14 protein-coding genes are annotated in these 12,830 nt (G+C 71.0%); 6 read left to right on the top strand and 8 right to left on the bottom strand.

Going from position 1 to position 12,830, the window contains the following annotated elements; all coding sequences use genetic code 11:
• Positions 1–152 precede the first annotated feature (152 nt).
• Complete coding sequence (locus OG251_RS23375) at positions 153–962, bottom strand: VOC family protein (protein ID WP_326678995.1); 810 nt, start codon at positions 960–962, stop codon at positions 153–155.
• A 322-nt stretch (positions 963–1,284) separates the two neighbouring features.
• Here OG251_RS23375 and OG251_RS23370 point away from each other — a divergent pair, with 322 nt between their 5' ends.
• Positions 1,285–1,932, top strand: a complete 648-nt coding sequence (locus OG251_RS23370) for a TetR family transcriptional regulator (protein ID WP_326678994.1) — start codon at positions 1,285–1,287, stop codon at positions 1,930–1,932.
• Positions 1,933–2,238: 306 nt separating this feature from the next.
• Here the strand turns inward: OG251_RS23370 and OG251_RS23365 are convergent, their stop codons facing one another.
• Together OG251_RS23365 and OG251_RS23360 are read right to left on the bottom strand one after the other, a co-directional pair.
• Positions 2,239–2,727 carry a nitroreductase/quinone reductase family protein gene (locus tag OG251_RS23365; protein WP_326678993.1) on the bottom strand — a complete coding sequence of 163 codons (489 nt, stop codon included), beginning with the start codon at positions 2,725–2,727 and terminating at the stop codon, positions 2,239–2,241.
• Positions 2,727–3,962 carry an acyl-CoA dehydrogenase family protein gene (locus tag OG251_RS23360; protein ID WP_326678992.1) on the bottom strand — a complete coding sequence of 412 codons (1,236 nt, stop codon included), beginning with the start codon at positions 3,960–3,962 and terminating at the stop codon, positions 2,727–2,729. The genes OG251_RS23365 and OG251_RS23360 overlap by 1 nt, the downstream gene beginning before the upstream one ends.
• 194 nt (positions 3,963–4,156) lie before the next feature.
• On the opposite strand from OG251_RS23360, the gene OG251_RS23355 reads away from it, so the two are divergent.
• The 4 genes from OG251_RS23355 to pspAB all read left to right on the top strand — a co-directional run bounded on the left by OG251_RS23355 (position 4,157) and on the right by pspAB (position 7,855).
• Positions 4,157–5,338 carry a thiolase C-terminal domain-containing protein gene (locus OG251_RS23355; RefSeq protein WP_326678991.1) on the top strand — a complete coding sequence of 394 codons (1,182 nt, stop codon included), beginning with the start codon at positions 4,157–4,159 and terminating at the stop codon, positions 5,336–5,338.
• Between the two features lie 122 nt (positions 5,339–5,460).
• Positions 5,461–6,138 carry a pyridoxine/pyridoxamine 5'-phosphate oxidase gene (locus OG251_RS23350; protein ID WP_326678990.1) on the top strand — a complete coding sequence of 226 codons (678 nt, stop codon included), beginning with the start codon at positions 5,461–5,463 and terminating at the stop codon, positions 6,136–6,138.
• Between the two features lie 105 nt (positions 6,139–6,243).
• The gene (htpX, locus tag OG251_RS23345; RefSeq protein WP_326678989.1) at positions 6,244–7,155 is read left to right on the top strand and encodes a zinc metalloprotease HtpX; all 912 of its coding nucleotides are present in this window, start codon (positions 6,244–6,246) and stop codon (positions 7,153–7,155) included.
• A 115-nt stretch (positions 7,156–7,270) separates the two neighbouring features.
• Positions 7,271–7,855: a PspA-associated protein PspAB gene (gene pspAB / locus OG251_RS23340; protein ID WP_326678988.1), complete on the top strand. Its 585-nt coding sequence runs from the start codon at positions 7,271–7,273 to the stop codon at positions 7,853–7,855.
• A gap of 89 nt (positions 7,856–7,944) precedes the next feature.
• Here the strand turns inward: pspAB and OG251_RS23335 are convergent, their stop codons facing one another.
• Together OG251_RS23335 and OG251_RS23330 are read right to left on the bottom strand one after the other, a co-directional pair.
• Entirely contained in the window at positions 7,945–8,358 is a 414-nt protein-coding gene (locus tag OG251_RS23335) for a Zn-ribbon domain-containing OB-fold protein (protein ID WP_326678987.1), read from the bottom strand.
• Positions 8,355–8,807: a DoxX family protein gene (locus OG251_RS23330; protein ID WP_326678986.1), complete on the bottom strand. Its 453-nt coding sequence runs from the start codon at positions 8,805–8,807 to the stop codon at positions 8,355–8,357. Before OG251_RS23330 ends, OG251_RS23335 begins: the two co-directional genes overlap by 4 nt.
• Positions 8,808–8,964: 157 nt before the next feature.
• Here OG251_RS23330 and OG251_RS23325 point away from each other — a divergent pair, with 157 nt between their 5' ends.
• Positions 8,965–10,125, top strand: a complete 1,161-nt coding sequence (locus OG251_RS23325) for a flavin-containing monooxygenase (protein ID WP_326678985.1) — start codon at positions 8,965–8,967, stop codon at positions 10,123–10,125.
• 37 nt (positions 10,126–10,162) lie between these two features.
• Here OG251_RS23325 and OG251_RS23320 read toward each other — a convergent pair whose 3' ends face one another.
• From OG251_RS23320 to OG251_RS23310, 3 genes are all read right to left on the bottom strand, one after another.
• The gene (locus OG251_RS23320) at positions 10,163–10,642 is read right to left on the bottom strand and encodes a hypothetical protein (protein WP_326678984.1); all 480 of its coding nucleotides are present in this window, start codon (positions 10,640–10,642) and stop codon (positions 10,163–10,165) included.
• Between the two features lie 89 nt (positions 10,643–10,731).
• Complete coding sequence (locus tag OG251_RS23315) at positions 10,732–12,534, bottom strand: alpha/beta hydrolase (protein WP_326678983.1); 1,803 nt, start codon at positions 12,532–12,534, stop codon at positions 10,732–10,734.
• A complete protein-coding gene (locus OG251_RS23310; protein ID WP_326678982.1) occupies positions 12,531–12,785 on the bottom strand; it encodes a hypothetical protein in 255 nt (84 codons plus the stop codon). Before OG251_RS23310 ends, OG251_RS23315 begins: the two co-directional genes overlap by 4 nt.
• Positions 12,786–12,830: the final 45 nt, after the last annotated feature.

The following is a 12,830-nucleotide window of genomic DNA, read 5'->3' as shown; positions in this document are numbered from 1 at the left end:
CCCGCCCTGTGCAGCGTCTCACCACTGGGCACCACCTGGCGGTGCGCACCCCGATTGTTCCTGGCTCGGGCGCCGGTTGCGAACCCGGGGGCGGATCAGGGTGTCTCATGTCACTTCGCCCGCTATCCGCCCACAACGGCCGCCCGGAACGATTACGGAAGCAGTTCGATCGGCTGGAGTACGGCGAAGGCGGCGCCCTGATCGTCGTGGAGCACGGCCATCCGCCCGTGCGGGATGTCGAACGGCGGCGCGGAGACCCGGCCGCCCAGCCGCACCGCGGTCTCGACGGCCCGGTCGCAGTCGGCGACGGCGAAGTAGGTGAGGAAGTGGCTGGGCAGCTCGGCGGGGAAGGCGTCCGTGATCACGCTGCGCCCGCCGATCGCGGTGTCGGGGCCCGGCTCGGTGCCCGCCGGGGACCACATCCGGAAGTCGACGAGGGACTCGGCGGTGCCGGAGGCGTCGCTTCCGGACTCTCCCAGGTCGGTGCCCCGGAAGCCGAAGACCTTCTCGTAGAACGGATCGACGCGCTCCGGCTGCCGGGTGTAGACCTCGGTCCAGCAGAAGGCGCCGGGCTCGTTCTGCTTCTCGAAGCCGGCGCGGTCGCCCGCCTGCCAGAGCCCGAAGACCGCGCCGCCGGGGTCGGCCGCCTGGGCCACGAACCCGGCCCGTCCGGCGTGCACCGGCTCGGTGATCACCTGGCCGCCCTCCTCGCGGATCGCGGCCACCGTTGCCCTGATGTCGTCGGTGGAGAAGTAGACGCCCCAGGCGGTCGGCATCCGGCCGTCCTGCTTCGCGGCGAGTGCCGCGACGAGCCTGCCGTCACTGAGGGCATCGGCGAAGGGCATGCCGTCACCGGCGCGGAAGGTCCAGCCGAAGAGCCCGCCGTAGAAGCGCTTGCCCGCTTCGAGGTCGGAGAGCTGCACATCCACCCAGCACGGCGCGGAGTGCGCGAATGCGGCCATGGGCCCGGGTCCTTCCGTTGCAGTGACGCCCGTCACACTCAACGTAGCCTCGGGCCCCGCACTCCGCGCCCCGGCACACCCCCGGCCCATCCATATAGAACTTTCGCCCGAATCGTGAAGATCCTGCACCCCCGTGGACAAAAGTTGTCCACCGAAGTTGTCCACAGGCTGTTGATAACACTAATGCCGACCGGCCTCCCGCCCCGTGGGCGAGCCTCCCGGAACGGGCCCGGATGCCTCCGTACACCCCTCCGGTCCTGCGGCGTTCCCCATTTGCAGTCGGCCGAATCGCGCTCCGATCACCCGTCGGTAAGCTGACGGCATGACAGGACAAGTACGCACCGTCGACGGCCGCGTGGCCGGACGACGCGGCCAGGCGACGCGGCAGAAGCTGCTCGACTGCCTCAGCGAGATGCTCAGTTCCTCGCCGTACCGGGACGTCAAAGTCATCGACGTCGCCCGGAAGGCCGGGACTTCACCCGCGACTTTCTACCAGTACTTCCCCGACGTCGAGGGCGCTGTCCTCGAAATCGCCGAGGAAATGGCCAAGGAGGGCGCCGGGCTGACCGAACTGGTCGCGGGCCGCTCCTGGGTCGGCAAGGCCGGCTGGCAGACCTCCGAGGAACTGGTCGAGGGATTCCTCGACTTCTGGCGTCACCACGACGCGATCCTCCGCGTGGTCGACCTCGGCGCGGCCGAGGGCGACAAGCGGTTCTACAAGATCCGCATGAAGATCCTGAACTCGGTCACCAACTCCCTTACCGAAGCGGTCAAGGAACTCCAGGCCAAGGGCAAGGTCGACAAGGACGTCAGCCCCGCGGCGATGGCGGGCGCCCTGGTCGCGATGCTGGCTGCGGTCGCCTCGCACCAGAAGGGCTTCACCACCTGGGGCGTGAAGCAGGCCGAACTCAAGCCGAACCTCGCCCTGTTGGTCCACCTGGGCATCACCGGCAAGAAGCCGACGAAGTAAGCAACGGCACGGGCTCCGGACGCCCCGGCACACGCCGGGCACGTACGGCAGCCCCGGGCGCCCCCAGGTCCTGTCTCACCGACGGCGGATCACGCATGTGATCCGCCGTCGGCGTCCCCGGCCCCGGCCCCGGACGCGGGCGTGACCTGGAACTGCGGCTTCCAGGGCCTCACGGCGCCCCGGCTCCGGGATGCCGCCCCCGCGCGGCTCACGGCGCCCGGTCCCACCGAAGCCCCGGTCCCAGCCAACGCCCGACGTCACCGCGCACCCGGCCTCACCGAAGCCGACGCCACCGCGCACCCGGCCTCACGCCCCCTCCCGCAACTCCACCCGGAAGAGCCGGATCTCCCGGTCCACCCGCGCCTGATACGTCGCGTAGGGCGGCCAGAACGCCAGCGCGACCTGCCACACCTCCGCCCGCTCCTCGCCCTGGAGCAGTGTGGCGCGCACCGGGATGTCCCGCCCCTTCCAGTTGACGACGGCCGCGTCCGGACGGGCCAGCAGATTCGCGGTCCAGGCCGGATGCCCCGTACGGCCGAAATTGCTGCCGACCAGGATCCAGCTGCCGTCCGCCCCGCCCTCCGGCATACAGGCCAGCGGGGTGGTTCTGGGCTGCCCGCTCCGCGCCCCCGGCACCGTGAGGACGAGCCCCGGCAGCATCCGGGCGCTCAACAGCACCCTGCCCCGGGTGAGCCGGTGCACGGCGCGGTCCATGGCGGGGACGACATGCGGGGCGATCCGCGCGAAGGTGCGGGTCGAGGAGACCTTCTGCATCAGCCGGACACCGCGGGCCATCAGACCGCCACCCGCTGCCCGGCGGTCCGGGGTGCGAACAGTCCCGCCTGGCCCGCCGCGTGGTCGCGCAGCCGGTGGACGGGGCCGAAGAGCAGTTCGTCGGCCGCCGCCCGCTTGAAGTAGAGATGCGCCTCGTGTTCCCAGGTGAAGCCGATGCCGCCGTGCAGCTGGACGGCCTCCGCCGTGGTGACGCGCAGCGCCTCCAGCGCCTGGGCGAGCGCGAGCCCGCCCGCCGACGGGTCCCAGGCCGCGTAGTAAGCGGCGGAGCGGGCCGCCTGCACCCGTACGTACAGATCGGCGAGCCGGTGTTTCACCACCTGGAACGAACCGATGGGCCGGCCGAACTGTTCGCGTTCCTTGACGTAGGCGACGGTCCGGTCCAGCGCGCTCGACGCGGCCCCGACCGCTTCGGCCGCCAGTACCGCGGCGACCGCGCGTCCGGTCGCGGCCAGCGCACCGGCGGCGTCCACGGTGTCGTCGGCGCCGAGGAGTTCGGCGCCGGTGTCGCGCAGTTCGACGCGGGCGAGCGGCCTGGTCGCGTCCATCGAGGTCTGCCGGGTGCGGACGAGTCCGGCCGCCGTGTCCGCGCGGACGAGGAACAGGAGCGTACGGCTGCGCGGGAAGCCTCCGGTGTGGGCGGCGACCACGAGCAGCCCGGCGCTGTGGCCGTCGAGGACCTGGGCGGCCTCCCCGTACAGCCGCCAGCCTCCGTCCCCTTCGTCGCCTCCGCCTCCGTCCCCGCCCACGGCCCCGTCGGCCCGTCTGGCCTGGACCCCACCGGCACGGCCACCGCCCGCCCATTCGCCGCGGGTGTTGTCGCCGGTGAGGCCGAGCGCGGTGGACAGGGAGCCGCCGGGCACGGCGAGGGTGGCGGTCAGCCCGCCCGCGGCGATGCGGGGCAGCAGGGCCGTGCGCTGGGCCTCGGTGCCGAGCGCGGCGATCAGGGGTGCGGCGAGCACGGAGGTGGCCAGCAGGGGTGAGGGCAGCAGGGCGCGGCCGGTCTCCTCGCAGGCGAGGGCCAGTTCGGCGGTCCCGCAGCCGACACCTCCGTACGCCTCGGGCAGCGCGATCCCGGGCAGCCCGAGCTCCCCCGCGAGCCGGTTCCACAGGGCCTCGTCGTAGCCGAGGGCGGTGTCCACGGCGGCACGGACCTCGGCGGGTCCGCAGTGCTCGGCCAGCAGTTCGCGCAGGGTGCGGCGGATCTCGTGCTGCTCCGCGGTGAAGGCGGCGTCCATCCTCGGGCTCCTTCCCCTCGGGAGCGGGTGCCCCCGATCTGACGGTGCGTCATGCTAGGCGGGAAGCGGCGAGAAACCCAGACTCCGGCACACCCCCGCCTCCCCGGAAGCCGCCCCGACTCCCTTCGCGGAAGCCGGAGAACCGGCCTCCGCACCCGGTCACGTCCCCCTGAATCTGATGTACCGTCAGATTCATGCCTTCCTCACCCTCCTCCTCCCCGCGCAAGGTCGCTGTCGTCGGCATATCCCTCGCGGACTGCGGACGCGTCGACGGGCCCACCCCGTACGCCCTGCACGCCCAGGCGGCCCGCCGGGCACTCGCCGACTCGGGCCTGGAGCGTTCGGTCGTCGACGGCTTCGCCTCGGCGGGCCTCGGCACGCTCGCCCCGGTCGAGGTCGCCGAGTATCTGGGCCTCCGACCCACCTGGGTGGATTCCACGGCGGTCGGCGGCGCGACCTGGGAGGTGATGGCCGCCCACACGGCGGACGCCATCGCCGCGGGCCGGGCCAACGCCGTGCTCCTGGTGTACGGGTCGACGGCCCGCGCCGACATCAAGGCGGGCCGCCGCACGTCGAACCTGTCGTTCGGGGCGCGTGGCCCCCTCCAGTTCGAGGTGCCGTACGGGCACTCGCTGATCGCCAAGTACGCGATGGCCGCCCGCCGCCACATGCACGAGTACGGCACGACGCTGGAGCAGCTGGCCGAGGTCGCGGTACAGGCGCGGGCGAACGCGGCGGTCAACCCGGAGGCGATGTTCCGGGACCCGATCACCGTGGACGACGTGCTGTCGGGCCCGATGATCGCGGACCCGTTCACCAAGCTTCACTGCTGCATCCGCAGTGACGGCGGCTGCGCGGTGCTGCTGGCGGCGGAGGAGTACGTACCGGACACGGCGAAGGCCCCGGTGTGGATCCTCGGCACCGGCGAGCACGTCTCGCACTCCGCCATGTCCGAGTGGGAGGACTTCACGGTCTCCCCCGCCGCCGTCTCCGGCCGGCTGGCCTTCGAACGGGCCGGGGTGCGGCCCGCCGACATCGACATCGCCGAGATCTACGACGCGTTCACCTATATGACGCTGGTGACGCTGGAGGACCTGGGGTTCTGCGCGAAGGGCGAGGGCGGCGCGTTCGTCGAGAAGGGCCGGACCGGCCTGACGGGCGAGCTGCCGGTGAACACGGACGGCGGCGGCCTCTCCGCCTGCCACCCCGGAATGCGGGGGCTGTTCCTGCTGGTGGAGGCGGTACGGCAACTGCGCGGCGAGGCGGGCGCACGTCAGGTACGGCGCGCGGGCGGCCGGCTCCCGGAACTGGCGGTGGCCTCGGGGACGGGCGGCTGGTTCTGCTCATCGGGCACGGTGGTGCTGGGCCGGGGCTGAGGGCCCGGCCCAGCAGGCGGGGGCGGGCGGGCCGGGGCTCTCGTACGACCGGCGCGGCCGAGCCTGCCCGGTGCGTGCCACCGCACCGCGTACGGGAGCGCCGCGTGAGGTCCAATGGCCGCATGACCGACGCGACTCCTGATGCTCAGCGCACGTTCCGGGACCTTCTGCACGCCCAGCGCGTCTGGGACGTCGACCTCCCCGGCTTCGACCCGGCCGCCGCGCCGGACGCCCCCGTACCCCTCTTCCACGCCTGGTTCGCCGAGGCGGTGGCCGCCGGGCAGCCCGAGCCGCACACGATGACGCTGGCCACCGTCGACAGCGCCGGCCGCCCCGACGTACGGACGCTGATGCTGCACGACGCGGACGGCCGGGGCTGGCACTTCGCCACGCACTCCACCAGCGCGAAGGGCCGCCAGCTCGCCGCCCGCCCGTACGCCGCGCTCGGTTTCTACTGGCCCGCCCAGGGCCGGCAGGTGCGGGTACGGGGCCCGGTCACGGCCTGCACACCCGCCGAGAGCCGGGCCGATCTGCACGCCCGGTCCACCGGGGCCCTGGCCTCGGCGCTGACCGGGTCACAGAGCGCGGTCCTCGGCTCCGGGGAGGAGCTGACCCGGGCCGCCGACGCGGCGTGGGAGCGGGCGCGGGCGGAGCCGGACGCCGAGGTGGAGACCTGGACGCGCTATGTGGTCGAGCCGGAGGAGGTCGAGTTCTTCCAGGGCGACGCGGGGCGACGGCACGTCCGGCTCCGCTATCGCCGGGAGGCGGACGCCTGGGTGCGGGAACTGCTCTGGCCGTAGGAGACACGGCCGCCGCGCGTCTCCGTCCGTACCGCAGGCCGGATTTATTCGATTTCAACAAGAAAGGGGCATTATGGGAGACAGGTGAGCTGTTGGGAGGCATCGATGCCACGAACCCGTTCCCGTTACGCGCCGGACCGCGGTCTGACCACCCGCATGGTCAGCACCATGTTCTTCATCGGTCTGCTGTACGTCGTCCTCGTCGGCGTGCTGCTCGCGGTGGCGCGCGGGGCCTGGCCGATCATCCTGATCATCACGGGCGGCCTCTTCATCGCCCAGTTCTGGTTCAGCGACCGCATCGCGGCGTACGGCATGGGAGCCCGCGAGGTCACGCCCGAGCAGGCCCCCGAGCTGCACGGTGCGATCGACCGGATATGCGCCCTGGCGGACATGCCGAAGCCCCGGGTGGCGATCGCCACCAGCGACGTACCGAACGCCTTCGCCACCGGGCGCAGCGAGAAGACCGCCCTGGTCTGCGCGACCACGGGACTGCTGCGCAGGCTGGAGCCCGAAGAGCTGGAAGGGGTCCTCGCGCACGAGATGTCGCACGTCGCGCACCGCGATGTCGCCGTCATGACGATCGCGTCGTTCCTCGGTGTGCTGGCGGGCATCATCACCCGAGTGGCCCTGTGGGGCGGCTTCGCCCGCAACAGCCGGGGCAACGACCCCGTGGGCATCGCGATCATGCTGATCCCGCTGGTCAGCGCCGTCGTGTACGCCCTCAGCTTCCTGCTCACCCGGCTGCTCTCCCGCTACCGCGAGCTGTCCGCGGACCGCACGGCCGCGCTGCTCACCGGCCGCCCGTCGTCCCTCGCGTCGGCCCTCACGAAGGTCAGCGGCCAGATGGCCCGCATCCCCACCGAGGACCTGCGGAAGGCGGAGCCGTACAACGCCTTCTACTTCGTCCCGGCCTTCGCCTCCAAGGAGAGCCTGAGCCGGCTGCTCTCCTCGCACCCCACCCTCGAACAGCGCCTGGACCAGCTGGCCCGCATCTCGGCGGACCTGTCCCGCCCGTAGGGGTCCCCGCCGTAACCGTAGGGATCACCCCCCTTCGCGGATCGCCACCCGTACGGATCACCGATCCGCCCCCGCCAAGGACCCCCGCCCGTAACCAACTCCCGAAGGAGACTCCGTGGGCCTGCTCGACGCGATCCTGGGCCGGAGCAAACCGGTCCGCCCCGACCTCGACCAGCTCTTCGCCGTCCCCTCGGCCGCGCTCACCCTCCAGGCGGGCGCGGGTTTCACGCCGACGGGCCTGGGTTCGGTGTGCTTCGCGGGGGTGGAGGGCGGCGGTTTCGCCCGTATCCAGCAGGACGTACGGGAACTGCTGGACGCGGACACGGACCGGGGCGGGGTCCCGGTGGAGTTCAGCCGGGACTCGTACGGCTACACCTGGCTGCTGGCCCGCCACCCGCCCGAGGACACCGCCGGCCTCGTCAACGACCTGCACGCGGTCAACACCCTGCTCCAGGACGGCGGCTTCGGCCCGCAGCTGCTCTGCTCGCTGATCGGCTTCCGGGATGCGGAGGGGCGTTCGCTGGCGTTGGTGTACCTGTACAAGCGCGGCACGTTCTATCCGTTCGCCCCGGTCCCAGGAGGTGCGGAAAAACGGGACAGCCAGCTGGAGTTGCAGACCAGGGCCGTACTCGGCGACGACCTCCGGGTGGAGAAGGACCTCGCCCGCTGGTTCCCGGTCTGGGGTGCGCCGGGGCTGTGATCGAGACCTCAGCGGTCCGTGGTTCGCGGATGCCGAACCCCGGCAGCTCGCCTCTTCGGCACCCGGGTGGCGCGGCGAGCGGCCCCGCGTCAGCGCCGGGCCCGGAACACCGGTACGGCCTCCTCGCCCTCCTCCTGCCGGAAGGTGACCCGTAGCTCCATCCCGATGGCCAGATCCGCTTCCTCGCAGTTCACGATCTCCGTCATCATCCGAGGCCCCTCGGCCAGGTCGACGACGGCCGCCACGTACGGGACGCGGGTGCCGAAGGGCGGCAGGTCGTTGCGGTGGACGACGGACCATGTGTAGAGAGTGGCCCGGCCGCTCGCCCGCTCCCAGGTCACGTCCTCGCTCCAGCAGTGCGGACAGAACTCGCGCGGGTAGTGGTGGGCGCGCCCGCAGGCGCCGCAGCGGCGCAGGAGCAACTGCCCCTCGGCGGCGGCGTCCCAGTAGCGACGGGTGAAGGCGTCGGGTTCCGGCAGGTCGTAGCGGGTCGCGGCCGTCACAGGAAGAGTCCGATCGCGGCGTCGAGCGACCACGTCTGCCAGGACATGGCGAACAGGGCGACGAGCGAGATGAGCGCCATCATGGCGTTCTGCCCCTGCTCGGCCCAGTCGTGGATCATCAGGACGAGGTAGAGCAGGTTGAGCAGGAGCCCGGCGACGAGAGCGACCGGAGTGAGCAACCCGGTGATCAGCCCGAGCCCCAGGGCGAGTTCGGCGTACACGACGAGGTACGCCATCGCCTTGGGCCGGGGCTCGACGATCCGCCGGAAGCCGGTGCGCACCACGGGCCACCGGTGCTTGCCCGCGACGTCGGCCGCCCAGGCGATGCCCGTACCGCGCTCGAACCAGCCCTTCTTGTCCTTGTGCCGCCAGCTCTCCAGCCACCACAGGCCGAGCCCTATACGGAGAACGGCGAGCCATTCCGCGCCGCCGAGCCAGATGGTCTGCATCGGGGTCCCTCCCGGTCGCCAAATCTGACGGTACGTCAGTTCACCCGATGGCGACGGCAGTACGCAAGAGGCGTGCACGGGTCCCCGTGATCAATTCGCAATCGATTTCGGTCTTGACCGAGACCCAACAACAAATCCCGCTATTACGCTCCGAAGCATGTCCGACCGCGCTCTCCTCTCCGGCCCCTCCACCAGGCCCGTCTACGTCATCGGCGGCGGCCCAGGCGGCCTCGCCGCCGCTGCCGCCCTGCGCGCCCGGGGAGTGCGGACGGTGGTGCTGGAGAAGTCGGAGAACGTCGGCGCGTCCTGGCGCCGCCACTACGACCGGCTGCATCTGCACACCACCCGCCGCCGGTCCGCCCTGCCGGGGCTGGCCATGCCGCGCCGGTTCGGACGGTGGGTGTCCCGGGACGACGTGGTGCGGTACCTGGAGAAGTACGTCGAACACCACGAGCTGGAGGTGGTGACGGGCGTCGAGGTGTCCCGGATCGACCGGACCGCCGACGGCACCGGCTGGCAGCTCACCGCCACCGGCGGCCGGGTGCTGACCGGCCGGGCGGTCGTCGTCGCCACCGGCTACAACCACACCCCGCGCACCCCCGACTGGCCGGGCCGCGACACGTTCACCGGGGAGTTGACGCACGCCTCTGAGTACCGCAACCCGGCCCCGTACGCGGGCAAGGACGTCCTGGTCGTCGGCATCGGCAACACGGGGGCGGAGATCGCCGTGGACCTGGTGGAGGGGGGCGCTTCCCGGGTACGGATCGCGGTACGCACCGTTCCGCACATCGTGCGCCGCTCCACCGCGGGCTGGCCCGCGCAGTCGACCGGCATCCTCGTACGCCGCCTGCCGGTCCGGCTCGTCGACCGGGCGGGCCGCCTGATGTCCCGGATCGCCGTCCCCGACCTCGCCGCCCAGGGGCTGCCGCGCCCGACCACCGGCCTGTACTCACGGGTCAAGGAAGGGGCGATCCCGGTCCAGGACGTGGGGCTGATCAACGCGGTGAAGAAGGGCCGGGTGGCCCCGGTGGCGACGGTGGAGTCCTTCGACCAGGACACGGTGATCCTGGCCGACGGCACCCGGATCACCCCGGACGCGGTGATCGCGGCAACCGGCTACCGGCGGGCCCTGGAGGACCTGGTCGGCCACCTGGACGTACTCGACGCACGCGGCCGCCCGGTGACACACGGAGGCCGCACCCCGAAGCAGGCGCCCGGCCTGTACTTCACCGGCTTCACCAACCCGATCAGCGGCATGCTCCGCGAAATGGCCCTGGACGCGGAGAAGATCGCCAAGAGGGTGGCCCGAGCGCACTGAGCGGCGGCTTGCCCGCGACCTTCGTCCGGCCGTCGGATCAGCCGGTGGGAGGCGTCGACGCGGGCACAGGCGTTCCGACGGACCAGAAGTCGGAACGCACGTTGGGACGCGGAACCTCGACGCCCTCGTAGGCGGGCCCGTTGGGCGCGGCCGCGGGAGCCGCGACCTCCGACTTCGCCACGCACGGGGTGTTGACCTCGAAGTACGCCTGCCCCTTGTCCGCGATCTCGACATTGATACCGAACCCTTTCGGTGTCCTGGCAAAAATCGCGGGGTATTCCTTACTGGGATTCACCGAAATAATCTTGTAGCCACTCCTCTTCCAGAACCGCTCCACCATGCCGAGAAAGCTGCCGCGACGTTCCTCGGAGATGATCGTCATCACCGTCCGGCGACGGGTCAGGTCGCAGCTCCCCTCCGTCGTGTCGTCATGCGCCCACTGAACCTCCGGCTTGATGGCCCCGAGTGTCGCGTCCAACATGGCATCCGAGTGTTCCGCAGCTTCTTGCATATTCATGGCACCCTCACCCCCTTTGTTCCCCACTCCACATCCCGCGAGCAGCACGCCGGCCAGGAGCAGGGGCGGAGCTGACTTCACCAATCGGTTCACCGCCACTCCTCCGTCTTGATCTCTTCGGAATTCCCCGACACGATCAGGGCAATGTTTCGGGCGGACACGTCGTCCTTCTCCGGTGTGAAGTACTGGGAATGGGCGTCGAACCCGCCCAGGTCACGGATGGGCCGGGGTCCGTCATCGACCTCGAAGCGTCTGGCGCCGTATGCCGCGCTCGCCGGGTCCTTGCCGAAGTACAGGTCGTCGTCCCGGCGATCCGCGATGTCACCGGCCACGTATGTGAGCAGAGGGCCTCCCGGAACCAGCGCCGGGGCGGCCAACACGCTCTGTTGCTTAGCGGGGAGCTTGGTCACCGGATCGTTGTCGGCCGCTCCGACGAACACGTGCTCCTTGCCCACTCCCAGATCCGCAGCCTTGCCGACCCCGGTACCCGGGCTGCCGAGCAGGATGATGTCATCCGCGCCGGGAATGCCTCCGACTCTCTGCGCCGCAGTGCCCACCGTGAGCGAGCCGTAGGAGTGACCGATCGCGGTCAAGTGAGGGTCCTCGCTCTCGTTGGTGGCCTCCAGCCCGCGCATAAAGCTGTTGTAGGCCGGGGCTCCCTTCTCCGCGTCGCCCTTGCCCATGACGTCCACGTGCTGCGGTGCGTCGTAGCCGAGCCACACAATGGCCGCACTGGACGCATCGAACTTCCTCGCACCTTTGGCGGTGTCCATGCCTCGCTTCAAGGTGTCATCGACGAAATCCTTGTCCAGCTTGGTCCCCAGCCCAGGGACGTACGTCGACACGTTCCGCGATGTATCCGGATTTCCGTACGCCACGATGGCGCGCCCATTGCCTTCGTCCCCGATACCCAAGAGATACATCGGCACCTTGGTGGGCTCGTTCAGTTTGTCCCGGAGTTCTCGGAGCGCGTCCAGTTTCGTCCGGGCCGCCTCGCCGCCCCGCTGCTCCAAATCGCTGATCAGCACCGGCAGATGGTTTCGGTTCGCCTCGTCCCTCGCCACTGCCGGAACGCCGTCCAGGTTGCCGACCAGATCCGGGGCCACCTCCAGGTACTCCTGGCGCTGCTCCTCCGTCAGGGCGTCCCACCATTCCTTGCGCTCGGCGGGAGTTCGATCCCACGGAATGCCGTGACCGAGATAGGTGCCGGCGGTGGTGCGCACCACCGCCGTGTCGCGGAACACGTCGTCCATCGTCGCCTCGGTGACGTCGAGGCCCCGGGCTGCTCCGAGTTTGCCGAGTGCCGTCGCGTACCGGCCGTCGATCTCGACTGCCGACCGGACCGCCCGTGCAATGCCGTCCGCGATGCCCTGCGCTTTCGCCGCATGCGGATTGGGCAGGAATCGGCCTGCCGGAAGTCCGGGCCGCTCGTTCGGGCCGGGCGCTTCCAGCGGCAATCGCCCACTGCCCCGAGCCGTTCCCGCCGGCGCCTCCTCCTCCCCCAGCAGGGTTTCACCGACGGCCGCCGGATAGCTGACCGAACCATCCTCGTGGACGGTGAACTTGAGGCTCCGCGCATCCTCCAGGGCTTCGAGGAGTTGTTTGCGCGGCACGGCCAATTCGGCGGCGAGACCGTTCAATGCCGTACGGATGAGGCCCGCTTCGGTGTGGATGTACTGAAAGTTCCGGCTCAGCCGCTCCAACCGTGCCAGGGCCCCGTTCGCCGCCTCGCCCTGCTGTGTTTCCCTCAGGCCCGCCGTCATCACCCTGTCGGTCTTCACCCGGTCGGAATCGGCACGGCCCGAGACCTCGTGCCAGCCGTCTCCCGCGGTCTCGAACTCCGATGGCTCCAGGTCCCGCAGAAGCTGCCAGGTCAGAGCGGCGCCGGTCACCGGCGCCCGCCCTCCGCCACCGCGCCGAAGGAACGGTCCACAGCGACGTCGGTTTCGCCCATCTCCTTGGCGACCCTGAGCAGCACTGCCTTCAGACAGCCACACTCGCCCCGCACTCCGGCCAGTCGCTCCTCCCAGGATTCCCGGACGGACTTGAGTGCGGCCGCGGACGAGAGCCCCCTCGCTCCGGCGGCGATGCCCTCGTGCGCGGGTCCAAGTCTGCGGCGACTCCGTTCGGTGCTGATCCGCAAGGTGTCAGCCGCACCCGAGGCCCTGGTCCAGGGTCCGCCGCTGTG

It is taken from the genome of Streptomyces sp. NBC_01237 (assembly GCF_035917275.1).
In the GTDB taxonomy this organism is placed as follows: Bacteria; Actinomycetota; Actinomycetes; order Streptomycetales; family Streptomycetaceae; genus Streptomyces.
The sequence above is the reverse complement of the archived record's forward strand: the minus strand, read 5'-3'. Positions and strand labels throughout refer to the sequence as shown.